The organism is Myxococcota bacterium, from assembly GCA_035498015.1.
In the GTDB taxonomy this organism is placed as follows: Bacteria; Myxococcota_A; UBA9160; order SZUA-336; family SZUA-336; genus VGRW01.
In genome coordinates this window covers 21,524-37,231 of the sequence record DATKAO010000093.1, presented here as the reverse complement: position 1 = coordinate 37,231, position 15,708 = coordinate 21,524, and the positions used below count along the sequence as shown (strand labels likewise).

General features: G+C 71.7%; 13 protein-coding genes. 7 read left to right on the top strand and 6 right to left on the bottom strand.

The genetic code is table 11. The features are described from left to right. Positions 1-14: 14 nt before the first annotated feature. Genes VMR86_07960 through VMR86_07945 form a run of 4 tightly spaced genes read right to left on the bottom strand, consistent with a single transcriptional unit; the run spans position 15 to position 4,948 of the window. Positions 15-665: a DNA-3-methyladenine glycosylase gene (locus tag VMR86_07960; GenBank protein HTO06982.1), complete on the bottom strand. Its 651-nt coding sequence runs from the start codon at positions 663-665 to the stop codon at positions 15-17. Continuing rightward, a complete protein-coding gene (locus VMR86_07955) occupies positions 665-2,851 on the bottom strand; it encodes a penicillin acylase family protein (GenBank protein HTO06981.1) in 2,187 nt (728 codons plus the stop codon). Before VMR86_07955 ends, VMR86_07960 begins: the two co-directional genes overlap by 1 nt. Position 2,852: 1 nt before the next feature. After that, positions 2,853-4,055, bottom strand: a complete 1,203-nt coding sequence (locus tag VMR86_07950; GenBank protein HTO06980.1) for a CoA transferase — start codon at positions 4,053-4,055, stop codon at positions 2,853-2,855. Next, positions 4,055-4,948: an alpha/beta hydrolase gene (locus tag VMR86_07945; GenBank protein HTO06979.1), complete on the bottom strand. Its 894-nt coding sequence runs from the start codon at positions 4,946-4,948 to the stop codon at positions 4,055-4,057. Before VMR86_07945 ends, VMR86_07950 begins: the two co-directional genes overlap by 1 nt. Before the next feature lie 103 nt (positions 4,949-5,051). On the opposite strand from VMR86_07945, the gene VMR86_07940 reads away from it, so the two are divergent. Further along, positions 5,052-6,011, top strand: coding sequence for an LLM class F420-dependent oxidoreductase (locus VMR86_07940; GenBank protein HTO06978.1), 960 nt, complete (start codon positions 5,052-5,054; stop codon positions 6,009-6,011). Positions 6,012-6,033: 22 nt separating this feature from the next. Beyond that, positions 6,034-7,026, top strand: coding sequence for a phosphotriesterase-related protein (locus tag VMR86_07935; protein ID HTO06977.1), 993 nt, complete (start codon positions 6,034-6,036; stop codon positions 7,024-7,026). Between the two features lie 3 nt (positions 7,027-7,029). On the opposite strand, the gene VMR86_07930 is transcribed toward VMR86_07935, so the two are convergent. Beyond that, positions 7,030-7,842 carry an isocitrate lyase/phosphoenolpyruvate mutase family protein gene (locus tag VMR86_07930; protein ID HTO06976.1) on the bottom strand — a complete coding sequence of 271 codons (813 nt, stop codon included), beginning with the start codon at positions 7,840-7,842 and terminating at the stop codon, positions 7,030-7,032. 74 nt (positions 7,843-7,916) lie between these two features. Between VMR86_07930 and VMR86_07925 the strand changes: the two genes are divergently transcribed. The 4 genes from VMR86_07925 to VMR86_07910 all read left to right on the top strand — a co-directional run bounded on the left by VMR86_07925 (position 7,917) and on the right by VMR86_07910 (position 11,605). Further along, positions 7,917-8,852: a LysR family transcriptional regulator gene (locus VMR86_07925; GenBank protein ID HTO06975.1), complete on the top strand. Its 936-nt coding sequence runs from the start codon at positions 7,917-7,919 to the stop codon at positions 8,850-8,852. A gap of 203 nt (positions 8,853-9,055) precedes the next feature. After that, entirely contained in the window at positions 9,056-10,618 is a 1,563-nt protein-coding gene (locus tag VMR86_07920; GenBank protein ID HTO06974.1) for a radical SAM protein, read from the top strand. Between the two features lie 26 nt (positions 10,619-10,644). Beyond that, positions 10,645-11,040 (top strand): DoxX family protein, encoded by a 396-nt coding sequence (locus VMR86_07915; protein ID HTO06973.1) that lies wholly within the window; start codon positions 10,645-10,647, stop codon positions 11,038-11,040. 52 nt (positions 11,041-11,092) lie between these two features. Further along, positions 11,093-11,605: a hypothetical protein gene (locus VMR86_07910; protein HTO06972.1), complete on the top strand. Its 513-nt coding sequence runs from the start codon at positions 11,093-11,095 to the stop codon at positions 11,603-11,605. On the opposite strand, the gene VMR86_07905 is transcribed toward VMR86_07910, so the two are convergent. Continuing rightward, entirely contained in the window at positions 11,563-13,200 is a 1,638-nt protein-coding gene (locus VMR86_07905) for a sulfatase (protein HTO06971.1), read from the bottom strand. The two genes, VMR86_07910 and VMR86_07905, sit on opposite strands and share 43 nt — an antisense overlap. A 60-nt stretch (positions 13,201-13,260) precedes the next feature. On the opposite strand from VMR86_07905, the gene VMR86_07900 reads away from it, so the two are divergent. Next, on the top strand, positions 13,261-13,935 hold the full coding sequence (locus VMR86_07900) for a class I SAM-dependent methyltransferase (protein HTO06970.1): 675 nt from the start codon (positions 13,261-13,263) through the stop codon (positions 13,933-13,935). Positions 13,936-15,708: the final 1,773 nt, after the last annotated feature.

Sequence of the window (15,708 nt, the reverse complement as noted above, 5' to 3'; positions counted from 1 at the left end):
AGGATACGCGTCAGTCAGTGGCCCCCGCCAGCGCGAGCTGCGCGCCGCCAGGGCCGCGCGTGCGCGTTCTGCGCCGCGCGCGTCACGTGCGGACTCCCGCGCACGAAGAACCGGTACGGGAGCTCGGCCGCCTTCGTGAGGCCGATGCGCGGCCCGACCACGATCTCGACCGCGAGCGGCGTCGCCGCCGCGCGCGCCGGGCGCTCCAGGCGCAGGGGCCCGCGCAGCGCTTCGGCGCCGCTGTGCGCGAGCTCGATCGCGAACGCCTCGGCGAGGCGCCCCGGCCCGCTCGCCAGCTCCCGCCCGCCGCGGCCGCCGCGCAGCGCGCGCATGCGCTCCTCGCCCGCGAGCGGCTCGGCCGCGCGCAGCAGGACCGCCGAGCTGCGGCCCGCCGGCTCGCACACCACGTTCGCGCAGCGGTGGATGCCCATGCTGCGGTACACGTAGAAGTGTCCCGGCGGGCCGAACATGGGCTGCGTGCGCGGCGTCGGGCCGTTGTGAGAGTGGGACGCCGGATCGCTGCCGTCGCCGAGATACGCCTCGACCTCGACGATGCGCCCGACCAGCCGGGTGCCATCGGCAAGCTCGTGCACCAGGAGCAGCCCCAGCATCTCGGGGGCGACTTCCAGCGCGGGCCGGGCGAAGAACGCGCGCGCGATGCGCATCACGCGCCCGGCCGCGCGACTCGCGTGCGCGTGCGCGCGGCGGCCTCGATGCCGCGCCAGTCGTAGCGCATGGGCAGGAGGCGTGTCTCGGTCCAGGCCAGCAGCTGGTCCGCGAAGTGCGGGCTCGCCGGATCCCCGGAGACGCCGTGCGGCACCACCCAGCCGCAGCGCTCCCAGTCGGCCAGGTCGAACACGTAGCGCGCGACCGAGAGCGTGGTGGCGCGCAGGCCGAAGCCCGGCACGGTCGCCCCGCACAGCACGGTGTCGCCGTCGCCGCCCAGCGGCACCGACGGCGGCAAGGGCACGCGTCGCGCCGGCTCGAGGTCCACGGCCAGCGGGTGCCAGGCGAACGTGCGGTGCACCCGGCCCCAGCGCCACTCGGACGGCTCGGGTCCCAGGCGTGACTCCAGGAAGGCGAGCGCGCGCGCGAAGGCGTCGCCGGCGAGTGACTTCCAGTCGAACGGCACGGCCGGAGCGGGCGGCACGAAGCGCGCGGCGAGCAGCGCGGGCAGGGCGTTCCACACCAGCGCCAGCCGCTCCGGCGCGGGCGCAGCGTCGCCGAGCGCAGCCAGGCCGGCGCCACTGAGTCCGAGCGCCTCGCCGGCCAGCAGGGTGAGCTGCTCGCGGAACGCCATGTACAGCGCTGCGCCGCGCGAGTCGCGCGCCATGCGGCCGTCCCAGGCGCGCAGCTCGGCCAGTGACTCGCGCGCGCGCTCGCCCTCGGCGGTGGTGCCGTCGAGCGCGTGGACGAACAGCGGCGCCACGAGCGAGAGGTCGTCGCCGTGGATCGCGGCCATGTCGTCGACGGTCGCGCCGTGCAGCGTCTCGAGCCGGGCGCGGATGCGGCGGGCGCGCGCCGGGTGCGAGAAGTCGACGCCCAGATACGGTGCTCCAGGAACGGCGGGCCGGTCGTTGGCCGCGACCAGGATCCCGTCGGGCGGGTCCGCGAGCGCCGGCATGGCCTCGAAGGGCACGTGCCCGCGCCAGGCCCGTGACTCGTCGTCGCCGGCGACCGGCGTCCAGCGGTTCGAGGCCGCGCGCACCGGCACCCGGCCGCGGAAACGAAAGCGGATCGAGCCGTCCACGTCGGCGCAGATCAGGTTGTTGCAGGGAGTCACCCAGGCGCGCTGCGCGGCCTCGAGCTCGGCGGCGCTCCGCGCCTGCAACATGGGCAGGAGACAGTCGAAGGTCGAGTCGGGCTCCGCGAGCGAGGTCCAACGCAAGGCGATGCCCGTGCCGCTGGCGGCGTGCTCCAGGACCAGCGGCCCGCGCGGGGTCTCGGCGAGCTCGACCTCGAGCGCCGGCGCGCCGCGCACCGCGATCCGCTCGCGACTCACGCGCGTGCCGCGGGAGCGGCGCTCCACGTACAGGTCCTGGTCGTCGGCCATGCCGTGCGTGATCGACCAGGCCACGCGCGCGTTGTGACCGAAGTGCGGGAACGCGGGCACGCCGGCGAACGAGAGACCCACCACGTCGAAGCGCCGGCAAGTCAGGTGGTTCTGCCAGTACACGTTGGGCAGCTCGAGCGTGCGGTGCGGGTCACCGGCGAGCAGCGGCTTGCCGGACGCCGTACGGCTGCCGGCGATCGCCCAGTGATTGCTGCCGCCGTCGCCCTCGGGCAGCGCCGCGAGCGCGCCGGCGCCTGCGTCGAGCTCCGCCCCCGGCGGCTCGGCCACGGCCCCTGCGCTGCCCGCACCGAAGATCGCCGCCAGGAGCTCCTTGCCGCGGCTGCGCAGCACCGCGCCGCGCCACAGCTTGCGGTAGAGCGGCCCCATGAAGGCGTGCCGCAGCTTGTACACCGCGAGTGACTGCCACGGCTGCCACGGCTCGGGGACGAGCCCCGTGAGCGCGTACTCGGCGGGCAGCGCCGCGCCGCTGGCGAGCCAGGCGTTCACGCCCGCGGCGTAGGCCTCGAGCATCTCGCGTGTATCGGGCGCCAGCTGTTCCAGATCGCGCCGGGCCGAGCGCGCGATCCCCATGCGCCGCAGGAACGCATCGCGCGCGATCGCGACCGGCCCCACGGCCTCGGCCCAGCGCCCCGCGGCGCGCCTGCGGTCGTGCTCCATCTGCCACAGCCGATCTGCGGCGCACGCGAAGCCCTGGCCGAAGAAAGCGTCGGCGAGTGACTCGCCGCGCACGTGCGCGACGCCCCACTCGTCGCGCAGGATCTCGACGCCGGCAGGCAAGCTACTTCCCGAGCGCGCCCCGCTCGCGCAGCCGGCGGAGCTCGTCGGCACCGAGCCCCAGCTCGCGCAACACCATGTCGGTGTGCTGACCCAGGAGCGGCGGCGGCCCCTGCGGCCCCACGGGCGCGTCCGAGAATTCGAGCGGCGTCGCCACCGCTTGGAACTCACCCACGCCGCCGGCTTCGGGCACGGTCACGATGCCGTTCATCGCGCGCACCTGCGGGTCGGCCACGACCTCGGCCTGCGTCTGTACCGGCGCCCACCACAGGTCGACCTCGTCGAAGCGCGCGCCCCACTGCGCGAGCGTGCGCGAGGCGAAGATCGCGTCGAGCGCGCCGACCAGCTCGGCGGCGTTCTTGCGCCGGTCGCGCGCCGAGGCGTAGCGCGGGTCGGCGGTCCACTCGGGCTGCTCGATCGCGCGCGTGAGCTTGGGCCAGTGACGCTCCGCCTCGAGGCCCAGCAGCCAGAACCAGCGGCCGTCCTGACTCCGGTATTGATTCAGCACGGGGTTCAGCGCCTCGCCGCGCGGGAGCGAGGCCGCGACCGTGCCGAAGCGCAGCTGGATGCCGGTGTCCCAGCCCACGCAGTACAGGCCCGTGCGCAGGAGCGAGGTCGCCACGCGCTTGCCGCGGCCCGTGCGCTCGCGGTGGTAGAGCGCCGCCATGATTCCGGCCACGAGTGACAGCGCCGTGGCGTGGTCGCCGAAGCCGCCGCGGATCCCGTGCGGCTCGACGCCCGTGGGAAACATGATGTGCTCGGCGCCCGTGCGAGCCCAGAAGGCGCCCACGTCGTAGGCGGCGCGGTCGCGCTCGGGCCCGCGCAGCCCGTAGCCGGTGATGCTCGCGTACACCAGGCGCGGGCACTCCGGCTCGAGTGACTCCCAGTCGAGCCCGAGCTTGGCCAGCGCATCGGGCCGCAGGTTCGAGATGAACACGTCGGCGCCGGTCACGAGCCGCCGTGCGAGCGCGCGCGCCTCGGGGTCGCGTGTGTCGAGCACCACGCTGCGCTTGCCGCGGTTGTCCAGGTCGAACGGCGGGCTCTTCGGCTCGCGCAGGCCGGCCAGCGCCATGAACAGGCTGCGGCAGGGGTCGCCTTCGGGCGGCTCGATCTTCACCACGTCGGCGCCCCAGTCGGCGAGCACGCCGCCGGCGCCCGGGCCCGCGACCCATACCGCCAGCTCCACCACCCGCAGCCCCTGCAGCATCAGCGACTCCCGTCGCCGGCGCGGCCGGCTGCCGCCGCCAGTATCTCGCGCGCGTGCTCGAAGCAGAGCATGTGACCCTCGCCGGGGAACAGGTGGAGCTTGGCGTTCGGAATGCGATCGGCCTGGCCGCGCCCGTGAGACACCGGCACGTTCACGTCTGCGTCACCGTGGAAAACGTGCACCGGGATTGAAATGTCCTCGAGCCGGAAGCCCCACGGGCTCGCGAACAGGGCGAAGTCCTGCGCGGCGGCGCGCGCGGCGGTGGTCGGCGCGTGGCGCGCCTCGTCGAGGAACATGTCGGCGATCTCCCGGCGCGCCAGGATGCGCCGGTCGGCCTCCGGCAGGCTGCGCAGCATGCCGTCGAGCGCGCGGTCCGGGAAGGTGCGCATGAGGAAGAGCATGCTCGCCATCATCGGCCACACGAGCAGTGACGACTGCCGGGCGAGCGCGAAGCTCACCCGGTTCATGGTCATCATGTGCTCGTGCAGGCCCGGCAGGTCGGGCGGCGCAACGCCCGACACGATCGCGGCGCCGAGCAGCTGCGGTCCCAGGCCGTAGGCACAGGCCGCCGAGTGCGGTCCGCCGCCCGAGACACCGACCACGCCGAAGCGCGCGAGCCCCAGGTGCTCGGCCAGTCGAGCCACGTCCCGAGGCCAGTCGACCAGCCGGCGGTCCGGGTCGTAGGTCGAGTGCCCGTAGCCGGGCCGGTCGAGTGCGATCAGGCGCACGCCCTCGGCCTGCGCAGCCGCCTCGAAGGGCTCGTTCTGGCGGTGTGAGCCGGGAGTCCCGTGGAAGCCGATCACCGGCGTGCCGGTTGGAACGCCGTACTCCGCATAGGCGAGCTCGCGACCGTCGTCGAGCCGCAGGACCGTGACCTCGCGCGTGACCGCCATGTCCGCCCCTCCCTCGCTCGAGCGGAAATCTACCACCGCCGGCGGGGCGTTCGAGCGGGACCGCGCGGCGCGTCCGTGTAGAATGGCCCCGCGGGGAGTCCGGATGAATCGCTACGGCATGACGATTCCGCTCGACGGTGTGCCGCTGGCTGCGCAGCGCGAGTGGATCCAGGAGCTCGAGCAGCTGGGCTACACCGACGTGTGGTCGGCCGAAGCCGGCGGCTACGACGGACTCACTCCGCTGGCGCTCGCGTCCGTCTGGGCGCCGAGCCTGCGGCTGGGCGTGGCGATCCTGCCCGCGTTCACGCGCGGGCCGGGGCTGCTCGCGATGAGCGTCGCGTCTCTGTGTCAGGCTGCGCCGGGGCGCTTCGTGGTGGGCATCGGCACGTCGTCGGACGTGATCGTCGAGCGCTGGAACGGCATCGCCTTCAACAAGCCCTACCAGCGCGTGCGTGACTCGGTGAAGTTCCTGCGCAAGGCGCTGGCCGGCGAGAAAGTGAGTGAGGACTTCGAGAGCTTCAAGGTCGACGGCTTCCGTCTCGGCGTGAAGGTCGACCCGCAGCCCAAGATCCTGGTCGCCGCGCTGCGCCAGGGCATGCTGCGGCTGGCCGGGCGCATCGGCGACGGCGCGATCATCAACTGGCTGTCCGCCGACGACGTGAAGAAGGTCGCGCCGTTCGTGCGCGAGGGGGGCGCGAACAAGGAGATCGTCGCGCGCATCTTCGTCGCGCCCAACCCCAACAAGGCGCAGGTGCGCAGCATGGCCAAGTTCGCCATCGCCGCGTATCTCAACGTGCCGGTGTACGCGGCGTTCCACGAGTGGCTCGGGCGCGGGCCGAAGCTCGCGGGCATGTGGGACGCGTGGAAGAAGGGCGACCGCAAGGCTGCGGTCAACGCCATTCCCGACGAGGTCGTCGACGAGCTGATCGTGCACGGCTCGCCCGAAGAGTGCCGCGCGCACATCCAACGCTACGTCGATGCGGGCGTCGACACGCCCGCGCTCGCGATCCTGCCTCTCGGGGTCGACGCACGCCAAGCGACGCGCGACCTGGCCCCGAGGTGACTCAGCACAGGGAGACACTGCGATGTCGGTGATTCAGTCGGTGACCGGGAAGCTCAAGTCGGAGAAGCTGGGCAAGACGCTGATGCACGAGCACGTGATGGTCGGCTACCCGGGCTGGGAGGCCGACTGGACGCGCCCGGGCCGCTCCAAGCGCGAGATGCGCAAGGTGGCCGCGGACAAGGTCGCCGAGATGAAGGACGAGGGGATCAAGACCATGATCGATCCCTGTCCGGCGGACCTCGGGCGCGACATCGAGTTCATCGCCGAGGTGGCCCAGAAGTCGAAGTTCAACATCGTGGCCGCGACCGGTCTCTACCACGAGCACGAAGGCGGCTCGCCGCACTGGAAGTCACGCGCGGCCTTCGGCGGCCCGCAGGAGAACTTCATGGCCGAGATGATGATCGCCGAGCTCACCGACGGCGTGGGCAAATCGGGCATCAAGGCCGGCATCATCAAGGTCGCCACCAGCGCGGGCGTGATCACCGACTACGAGAAGACCGTGCTGCGCGCGGCGGCCAAGGCCTCGAAGGAGACGGGCGCGCCGATCACGACCCACACCGACCGGGGCACGATGGGCCCGGAGCAGCAGCAGTATCTCAAAGAGCAGGGCGTGCCCGCGCACCGGATCATCATCGGTCACTCGTGCGGCACGAGCGACCACGACTATCACATGAAGATCGTGCACGGCGGCTCGTATCTGGGCTTCGACCGCTTCGGGCTCGACATCATCCACCCCGACGCCGAGCGCGTGAAGTCGCTGGTGAAGCTGATCCAGAAGGGCGCGGGCGACCGGATCGTGGTCTCGCACGACACCGTGTGGTGTTGGCGCGGCGAGCCGATCGACCCGAAGGTGCTGGAAGAGATCGAGAAGCTCTGGACGCCGTCGCACTTCACCAAGCGCATCGTGCCCAAGCTCCTCGAGGGCGGCGCCACGAAGCAGGACATCGACAAGCTCCTGGTCGACAACCCGCGCCGCTTCTTCGAGGGCGACAAGCTGCCCGCGCTCGCGGGCTGAGGCTCAGGCGAAGGCCGGCCACAGGTCCGAGAGCGCGGCCATCCGGGTCACGAAGCCGAAGCGGCCAGCGCGCATCTCGCGCGCGCCGTCGAGGAACGCGGCCAGCGCCAGGCGCGAGAGACCGCCGCCGATGCTGACCCGGCGCACGCCGATCGCGCGCAGCTGGTCGAGCGTGATGCTCGGGTCGGCGAAGCCCATGACCACGTTCACGGGGCGAGTCAGCGACTTCACCACGGTCTGCATCTCCGAGAGGGTGCGCAGCCCGGGCGCGTAGAGCACGTCCGCGCCGGCCCGCTCGAAGGCCTGCAGGCGGCGGATCACTTCGTCGAGGCCGCCGACCTCGTACAAGAGCCCCTCGGCGCGCGCGGTCAGCACGAACGGGCCGGGCAGGGCGCGCGCGGCTTCGGCCGCGGCGTGCACGCGCTCGACCGCGAGGCCGAAGTCGTAGATCCACTGCGCCGGGTTGCCGGTGCAGTCTTCGATCGAGCCGCCGGCTGCGCCGGCCTCCCAGGCCTGCGCGATCATGCGCGCCGAGTCGACGGGCGAGTCGGCGAAGCCGTTCTCGAGGTCGGCGTTGAGCGGCAAGTCGGTGGCGGCGGAGAGCTCGCGCACGTTCTCGAGGATCTGCGCGGCCGTGGCGCGGCGGCGTCCGGCGCTGTTCGCGACGCCGAGGCTGGTGGTGGCGAGCGCCTCGAAGCCCAGCTGGGCGAGCAGCCGCGCGCTGCCCGCATCCCAGGGGTTGGGCAGCAGCAGCGGCTCGGGGCGTTGGTGCAGGGCCTGGAAACGAGTGGCTCGGGAGATCGCGGGGTCGCTCATGGCCGGACGATCGGCGCCCGGCCTCGATTCGTCCAATGCATAGTTTCGAACGAAAACATGCGTAGAATGCATGAATGACCCTGGACGAGCTCGAGACCTTCGTGTCCATCGCCACGGGCGGCGGCTTCACCGGGGCCTCGCGGCGCCTGCACCGCTCGCAGCCCGCGATCAGCCGGCGCATCCAGCAGCTCGAGCAGGCTCTGGACGCCGAGCTGTTCGAGCGCGTGGGCCGCAGCGTGAGAATGTCTCCGGCCGGCCGGGCGCTCCTGCCCTTCGCCGAAGCGGCGCTCGCCGCCGCGCGCGAAGGCGAGCGCGCCGTGCGCGGCGCCGCGGGCGCGAAGAGCGCACCCGTCGCACTGCGCCTGGCGATGGTCGGGACGCTCGCCGACTCACACGTCGTGACCGCGCTGCGCGCCTTCCGGCGCCGCTTCGGCGACGCCTCGCTCGAGCTCCGCACGGCGACGAGCCGCGAGGTGAGCGCGCTGGTGCGGCGCGGCGAGGCCGATCTGGGCTTGCGCTACTTCGCAGACCCCGACCGCGCGCTCGAGTCGCTGGCGCTGGGCAGCGAGCGGCTGCACGTCGTCGTGCCGGCGGATCACCCCATGCGGGCGCGCCGCGTGAAGGGCCTGGCGGTCTTTGCCGGCGAACGCTGGCTCGCGTTCCCGCCCGATCCGCGCCATCCGGAGTCGTCCGGGCTCGCGCTCGACGGCCTGCTGCGCGCGGCAGGTGTGCTCCGCCCGGTGATCCAGCCCGTCGACAGCCTCACGGCGCAGAAGCGGCTGGTGGAGGCGGGGCTCGGCATCGCGCTCCTGCCCGCGAGCAGCTTCCGCGACGAGCTGCGCCGCGGGACGCTGCGCACGATCGCAGTGGCGGGTCTGCGCGCCGAGCAGCCCGTGGTGGCGGTGCGGCGGCGCGGCGCAGCATCCGGCCGCGCAGCGAGCGAGTTTCTCGCGCTGCTCCGCAAACACACACCGGACCTGCGCCGAGCGCCTGCCGCCGCCGCACCCTAGCCCCGCGCCGCTTCGGTCGGGTCGCTGGCGCGCTCGCGAGCGCGACCCCGTTTCGACGCGAGCTGCCAGGTCAAGGGTCTTGGTGGCCGGGGTGCGGCGCCGACGCCCCGGTCCGAACGCGGCCGCTCACTGCCGCGCTGATCCACCCCGACTCCGGATAGAATGCGCGCACGCCCGTGATCTTCCACGGGGTGGGAGGTCGCATGCGCGTTCTATTGATCAATCCGTCGTATCCGTTCGAGGAGTTTCCGCGGCTCCTGGTGACCCTGCCGTACGTGGCCTCGGCGCTGCAGTCGGAAGGTCACGAGGTCGAGATTCTCGACCTCTTGCTGTCGCGCACCACGCCCGAGAAGATCGAGCGCCGCATGTCACGCTTCCGGCCGCAGCTGGTGGGAATCACTTCGGTCACGCTGAATCACCACATCGCGGCCTCGATCGCCGAAGTGGTGCGCAAGTGCGATTCCGCGGTGCCGATCGCGATGGGCGGCCCGCACGTCTCGTTCGAGATCGAGGGCAGCTTCCGCGACCTGCCAGCGCTGGACTACATCGGGATCGGCGAGGGCGAGCACACCATGCGCGAGCTGTGCCGCGCGCTCGAGGGCCGGATGGACATCCGCGACGTGCGCGGGCTCGCGCTGCGCGACGGTGACCGGATCGTGCGCAACGCGCCGCGGCCGCTCGAGGACGACCTCGACACGCTGCCCGTGCCCGCGCGCGAGCTGGTGCCGCTGCAGCGCTATCTCGCGTTCGACAGCCATGCCAGCGTGGTGACTTCCCGCGGCTGCCCGTACTCGTGCATCTTCTGCTCGGCGCCGGCCTGGACCGGGCGCCAGGTGAGATACCGCAATCCCCTGCACTGCGTGGACGAGATCGAGACGCTGGCCCAGCTGGGCTTCACCGAGATCACGATCGAGGACGACCTGTTCACGCTATACCGCAAACACTTCCTCGCGGTGTGCGGCGAGCTGATCCGGCGCGACACCGGCATCCGCTGGAACGCCTTCTCGCGCGTGGACACGATCTCGCCCGAGATCGTCGAGACCATGAAGCGCGCGGGCTGCCAGGCGATCTGCTTCGGCGTCGAGAGCGGCAGCCAGGAGATCCTCGACCTGGTCAAGAAGAAGTCGAACCTCGACAAGGTGAAGGAGGCCATGCGCATGACCCAGGAAGTGGGCATCACGGCGCTGGCCTCGTTCATCATCGGGCTGCCCGGCGAGACCGAGGAGACGCTGCGCAAGACCACCGACTTCGCCAACGAGCTCCACCAGGAGTTCGGCTCGCTGTACGGCTTCCACATCCTGGCGCCGTTCCCGGGCACCGAGGTGCGCGACCGCGCCGAGGAGTACGGGCTCGAGATCCTGAGCAACGACTGGACGCAGTACGACGCGAATCACGTGGTGACTCGCACCAGCGGCGCGACCGCGGGCGTGCTGAAGGCGGTGGCCGACGAGTACGACAGCACCATGGAGCGCTATCTGCGCTACCAGGACGGCCTGTACAAGAACGGCGAGCTCGCGGGTTACGAGCTGAAGATGTACCTGCGGCGCCACCGCCAGTCACTGCTCTGGAAGCTCTTGCTGAACGACACGATCGAAGGGCTGCCCGCGTTCCAGCGCGATCCCGTGGCGGAGCTGCGCGCGGCGGTGGTCGAGGCCACCGGCACGCGCCCGGAGTTCGCCAGCTCCGAGATCGACCGCGTGCTGGCGCTGGGTGCGCTGCGGGCCACGCCGACGCCCGAGGGCACGCGCTTCGCCTGGACCGAGTAACTCACAGAGGGGGGAGGTCACGAGCCATGGAGTCTGCGCTCTCGAAGATCGGCTGGGCGGGACATGCCGCGTTGCGCATCGTGAGTGGGTTCTTGTTCGCGTGTCACGGCGCGCAAAAGGTGTTCGGCGCGTTCGGTGGCGTCGGTGAAGCCGGCGGCAGCGCGCCGATCTGGTCGCAGTTCTGGATCGCCGGGATCATCGAGATCGTCGGCGGCACGCTGATCGCGCTGGGCGTGCGCACGCAGATCGCCGCGTTCGTCTGCTGCGGCGAGATGGCGGTCGCCTACTTCAGCGTGCACCAGAAGGGCGGTCTCCTGCCGATCCAGAACCACGGCGAGCTGGCGGTGCTGTACTGCTTCGTCTTCCTGTTCCTCGCCACGAACGGCGGCGGACCGCTCAGCCTGGAGCGCGGCGGGCGCTAGTCGGCCGCAGTCTCTGGCGCGAGCCGCCATGGAGGGCGGGGAGGAAATCGAGATGGAGCTCGCCCGCTGCCGAAGCCTGCTGTGCGCCGCGCTGCTGCTCGCGGCCTGCGCGCCGCGCGCGCCGTCGATCCGCTACCAGCCACGCGAGCGCGACCTGGTCGTGACCGCGGTGCCCCTGCTCACGCACGAGCTCGAGTCCACGTACGCGTTCCTGGCTCGGGACTTCTCCCCGGGTGGAGTGCTCGAAGGCAAGGAGCTCTACGCCTTCGTGCCCAGCTCGTTCACCGTGGTCGAGGGCGACACGGTGCACTTCACGCTCGTGAACCCGGAGGACGACGCGCACAACTTCGTGCTGCCCGGGCTCAGCCTGGCGCTGCCCGGTCAGTCGGTGACTCAGGGGACCTGGCGCGCGGACCGCGCGGGGATCTTCCGTTTCACCTGCACCATCCCGTCGCACATGCCCGAGATGTACGGCGAGATCGTGGTGCTTCCGGCCTCGGTGGGCGCCGGCTTTGCCGACGCTCAGGGCCCGGAGCGCACCACCGCGCTCTCCTTCCAGCCGTAGCGCACGGCCTTCGCCTGGATCTCGTCGCGCGCCGCGGCGTGGATCGGGCCGACGTAGAGCCGCCAGCGCTGCGGCGGGTCACCCGCGAGACGCCAGCCGATCGAGGCGCCGGGGCTTGCGGACTCGAGCGCGATCTCCACGCCCTCGCCCCAGCGCGTGCGCTTGGCGACCGGGGCCGCAGTCACGGGCTCCTTCAGCTTGGGCCACATTTTCCGCGCCATCTTCTTCTCGGACATCTGCGAGAAGTCCGGGGTCTCGGCCGAGAAGTCGGCCAGGGCCGCGCGCAGCCGCGCCAGCTCGGCTTCGTATCTCGGATCGTGCGCCAGGTTGCGGGTCTCGTCGGGGTCGGCTCGCGTGTCGTACAGCTCCTCGCGCGGGCGGGGCGCGCTGAACTGACTCTCCTGGAGCGGCGTGAGCGCGTGGGCCTCGTGCAGGCGCCACAGCTCGCGCATGGTGGGCATGAGGTCGCGGAACTTCAGCTTCTCGAGCAGCGGGCGCTCGGGCATGCGGTTCACGAGATACTGGAAGCGCGCGTCGCGCACGCTGCGCCAGTAGCCGGCCACCTTGTCGTTGCGGTCCGACGCGGCGTACACGTAGCGGCGCGGCGCCGCGCGCGCGGGGCCGATGAATGGCTGGCCGCGCAGCCAGTCCGGCAGCCCGACGCCGGCGAGACTCAGCACGGTGGGCGCCATGTCGATGAAGCTCACCAGGTCCGTGCGCACCGTGCCGGCTCCGCGCCCGTCCGGAAAACGCACGATCAGCGGCACGTGCAGGCCCGCGTCATAGGGGTCCCGCTTGGCGTGGGGCAGGCCGTCGCCGTGGTCGGCCGTGAAGATCACGATCGTCTGGTCGAGCACGCCGTCGGCCGCGAGCGCGTCGAGGATCGTGCCCACCTGCGCGTCGAGGCGCGCGATGTTGTCGTAGTGCCGCGCGAGGTCGAGGCGAGTCACGGGTGTGTCGGGCAGGAACGGTGGGACGACGACCGCGTTCGGATCGGTGACTCGCGGGCGTCGCGCGGCCTCCTGCTCGTCGCGCGGCGGCCAGATCTCGCTCTCGTGCGTCACGTCGGGATTGATCCAGGCGAAGAACGGCACGCCGGGCGGCGCGTCGCGCCAGTGCAGCATCTCGTCGGGGTCGTACTCGTCCCAGATCGTGAACGGGTCGCCGATCTGGAAGTCGGTCTTGCGGTGGTTGACCGTGAACCAGCCGGCGCGGCGCAGCAGCTCGGGGAAGGCCTTCAGCTCGGGCGGCGGAACGGCGAGATACCGGAAGCTCTTGCCCTGGCCAGCCACTTCCCAGCCGCGCGACGTGCGCATGTGCTGCGCGCCGATCGACTGCGCGTACACGCCCATGGCCAGCGCTGCGCGGCTCGGCGCGCACACCGGCGCGGTGGCGAACGCGTTCGTGAAGCGCACGCCCTCGCGCGCCAGCCGGTCGAGGCGCGGGGTGCGCGCCACGGTGTCCCCGTAGGAGCCGAGTCGCGGGCTCAGGTCTTCGGTCACGATGAGCACGATGTTGGACGGCCGCGTCCCGGCGAAGGCGGTGACCGCGCCGAGACACAACACGGCCACTCCGGCAGCAGCGAGCAGGCGCATCGGGAGTCTGTTTGTAGGCGACCTCAGGCGGACCGCAAGGCGGCCGTCTAATCTTGCGCCATGTCGAAACGGGTGGAGCGCCCCGGCGTGCGCGAAGGCTACGACCGTTGGTCGCGCACCTACGACGCGACCCCCAATCCGCTGGTCGCCCTCGACCGCAGAGTCACCTTGCGTGCGCTCGAGCCGCGCGTGGGCGAGGCGGTGCTCGACGCGGGCTGCGGCACGGGTGCACACCTGGCGAGTCTGTGCGCGGCGCGCGCCCGCGCCGTGGGTCTCGACTTCTCGCGCGGCATGCTGCAGGTCGCGCAGCGCTCCGCGCCGGCGGCGGGCCTGGCACAGGCCGACCTGAACGCGCCCTTCCCCGTGCGCGCCGGCGTGTTCGACGCGCTCTTGTCGTCGCTCGTCTCCGAGCACCTGACTGACCTCGGCCGCTTCTTCCGCGAGTCGTTCGCGGCGCTGCGCCGCGGCGGGCGGCTGGTGTTCTCGGCCTTCCATCCCGAGCTCGCGCGCGCCGGCATCGAGGCCAACTTCGAGGCCGACGGCACCGAGTATCGGCTCGGCGCCGAGCCCTGGAGCGTGGCCGACTATCAGAACCGGATCGCGGACGCCGGCTTCTCGCAGCTCGAGACCGCCGAGTATCTCGCCGACGATCGGCTCGTGTCCGAGGTTCCGGCCGCGCACAAGTATCTGGGCCGCCCGCTGCTGCTGATCGTGCGCGCGCGCCGCGCCGCGTAGAGCAGCGCCAGCGCGGTGGCGGCCAGCGCTGCTGCACCGGGCTCCGGCACCGGCACGTCGATGATCTGTCCGAGCGAGCCCACCAGGTGGTTGTAGTACAGCTTGATGCCGTTCAGGTTGAGCAGGCCGAGTGAATCGGAGAACTCCAGCGTGTCGACGTAGATCACTTCGGGCGCGCCTGTCGAGCGGTTGCCGTTGTCGTCCCGGTCGCGCAGGAACAGCCGGCCGTCCGGGCCGATCACGAGGTCGGGCAAATAGGCGTTCGCCGCCGAGAATCCCGCCGGACCCGCGCCGAGATCGCCGCCCGCCACTTCGAACGACTGCCAGTCACTCCAGTCGCCCAGCGCGGCACCGCCGCCGTGACTCGCGAACACCGAGGCTCCGGGGCCGAAGCGGAAGCGCCCCGCGCCCGGCCCGTCGAAGTCCACGTTGCCGGCGACCCGCAGCATGCCTTCGACGTCGATCGAGCTCGCGGCGTCGATCACCAGGTCGTGCGCCGAAAGACTCGTGTCGACGACCAGCGCTCCACCGTGCAGCACCTCGACGTCGCCCGTGGTCGTGACGTCGCCGCTCAGGTGGATCGTCCCGCCGTCGGCGCGCCACGCGCCGGGCCCGGTCACGCTGGCCAGCACATCCAGCGTTCCGCCCCCGGTCGCCGCAAACAGACCGCTGTGCTGCACGCCGGAGGTGGACTGCACGGTGAGCGTGCCGTTCGTAGCCTCGATCGTGCCGCCGTTCTGCTCCAGCCTCACGATCAGGCCCGACCCCCCGACGTAGTTGTCGGCGTTCCGGAACGGAGGGTCGACCTCGGTCGAGATGACGGTCGGCGAGAGTGTCACGGTACCACCGCCGGTCAGCGTGAGTGCGGCGGCTCCGGCGGAGTAAGTCAAGTCGACGTGTCCGTGGTTCTCGAGCGTCGCAGGCTGATCGGCATCGACCTCGCCGGCGAACGTGCCCTGATTCACGACGGTTCCCGCAACCGAGATGGCGCCGGCGAAGCGGCCGCCGAGCGACGAGTCCGAGAGGAACGTCGACCCCGGACCGCTGAAAGTGATCAGGCTGTTGGGGTCGGCGCTGAAGCGCACGCCTTCGAAGCTGCCCGCCGTGCGCATCTGGGTCTGCGTCGCCGAGAAGCTGCCGCCGGTCACGATCACCGTGTCGTTGAAGGTGACCGATCCCCCCCGTGTGGCTTCGATTGCGCCGCCGGTGTTGTCGATCACCGCCCCGCCGAAGGTGGTGAGCAGCGCGCCGTCGGCTGCACGCAGCACGCCGCCGTTGCGCACCGACCCGTTGGCGAGGGTCAGGCTCTGGCCAGTGACGTTCGCCTCCACCGTACCCTCGTTCTCGAACGCGTCGGTGAGGATCTGGCCGGAGCCCTGCAACAGGTTGTGGAGATTCACGATTCCCGGCACGCCGGGTGCGCCCAGCGAGCCGATGCTGCCCTGGTCCAAGCGCACCGTGCCGCCGCCCGAGAAGGTCAGCGTGCCGGCATTCGACGCGATACCGCCCGGGTAGGGGCTCGGGCCCTGGATCAGGATCTCGCCCGCGTCTTCGACCGAGTTCCCCACTACGGTGAGCTGCCCGCTGGCGGTCACGACGAGCGAGTCTCCAGCGCCGATTTCGAGAGAGTCGATCTCGGTGGGCGCGTCGAGCGTGACCACCGAGTCGCTCGCGTTTCCGCCGTCGACTCGCGCCGCGAACGAGTGAGTCGCGTCGTTCTGTGGGACGCCGTTGCTCCAGTTCGCGTCGGTCCAAGCGCCGGTGCCGCCGAGC

What these genes read in the sequence shown, in the direction of transcription:
- VMR86_07950 (HTO06980.1), bottom strand. Translation starts at nt 4,055, where the DNA reads ATGCTGCAGGGGCTGCGGGTGGTGGAGCTGGCGGTATGGGTCGCGGGC.
- VMR86_07960 (HTO06982.1), bottom strand. Translation starts at nt 665, where the DNA reads ATGCGCATCGCGCGCGCGTTCTTCGCCCGGCCCGCGCTGGAAGTCGCC.
- VMR86_07930 (HTO06976.1), bottom strand. Translation starts at nt 7,842, where the DNA reads ATGAGCGACCCCGCGATCTCCCGAGCCACTCGTTTCCAGGCCCTGCAC.
- VMR86_07900 (HTO06970.1), top strand. Translation starts at nt 13,261, where the DNA reads ATGTCGAAACGGGTGGAGCGCCCCGGCGTGCGCGAAGGCTACGACCGT.
- VMR86_07940 (HTO06978.1), top strand. Translation starts at nt 5,052, where the DNA reads ATGAATCGCTACGGCATGACGATTCCGCTCGACGGTGTGCCGCTGGCT.
- VMR86_07910 (HTO06972.1), top strand. Translation starts at nt 11,093, where the DNA reads ATGGAGCTCGCCCGCTGCCGAAGCCTGCTGTGCGCCGCGCTGCTGCTC.
- VMR86_07920 (HTO06974.1), top strand. Translation starts at nt 9,056, where the DNA reads ATGCGCGTTCTATTGATCAATCCGTCGTATCCGTTCGAGGAGTTTCCG.
- VMR86_07945 (HTO06979.1), bottom strand. Translation starts at nt 4,948, where the DNA reads ATGGCGGTCACGCGCGAGGTCACGGTCCTGCGGCTCGACGACGGTCGC.
- VMR86_07915 (HTO06973.1), top strand. Translation starts at nt 10,645, where the DNA reads ATGGAGTCTGCGCTCTCGAAGATCGGCTGGGCGGGACATGCCGCGTTG.
- VMR86_07905 (HTO06971.1), bottom strand. Translation starts at nt 13,200, where the DNA reads ATGCGCCTGCTCGCTGCTGCCGGAGTGGCCGTGTTGTGTCTCGGCGCG.
- VMR86_07935 (HTO06977.1), top strand. Translation starts at nt 6,034, where the DNA reads ATGTCGGTGATTCAGTCGGTGACCGGGAAGCTCAAGTCGGAGAAGCTG.
- VMR86_07925 (HTO06975.1), top strand. Translation starts at nt 7,917, where the DNA reads ATGACCCTGGACGAGCTCGAGACCTTCGTGTCCATCGCCACGGGCGGC.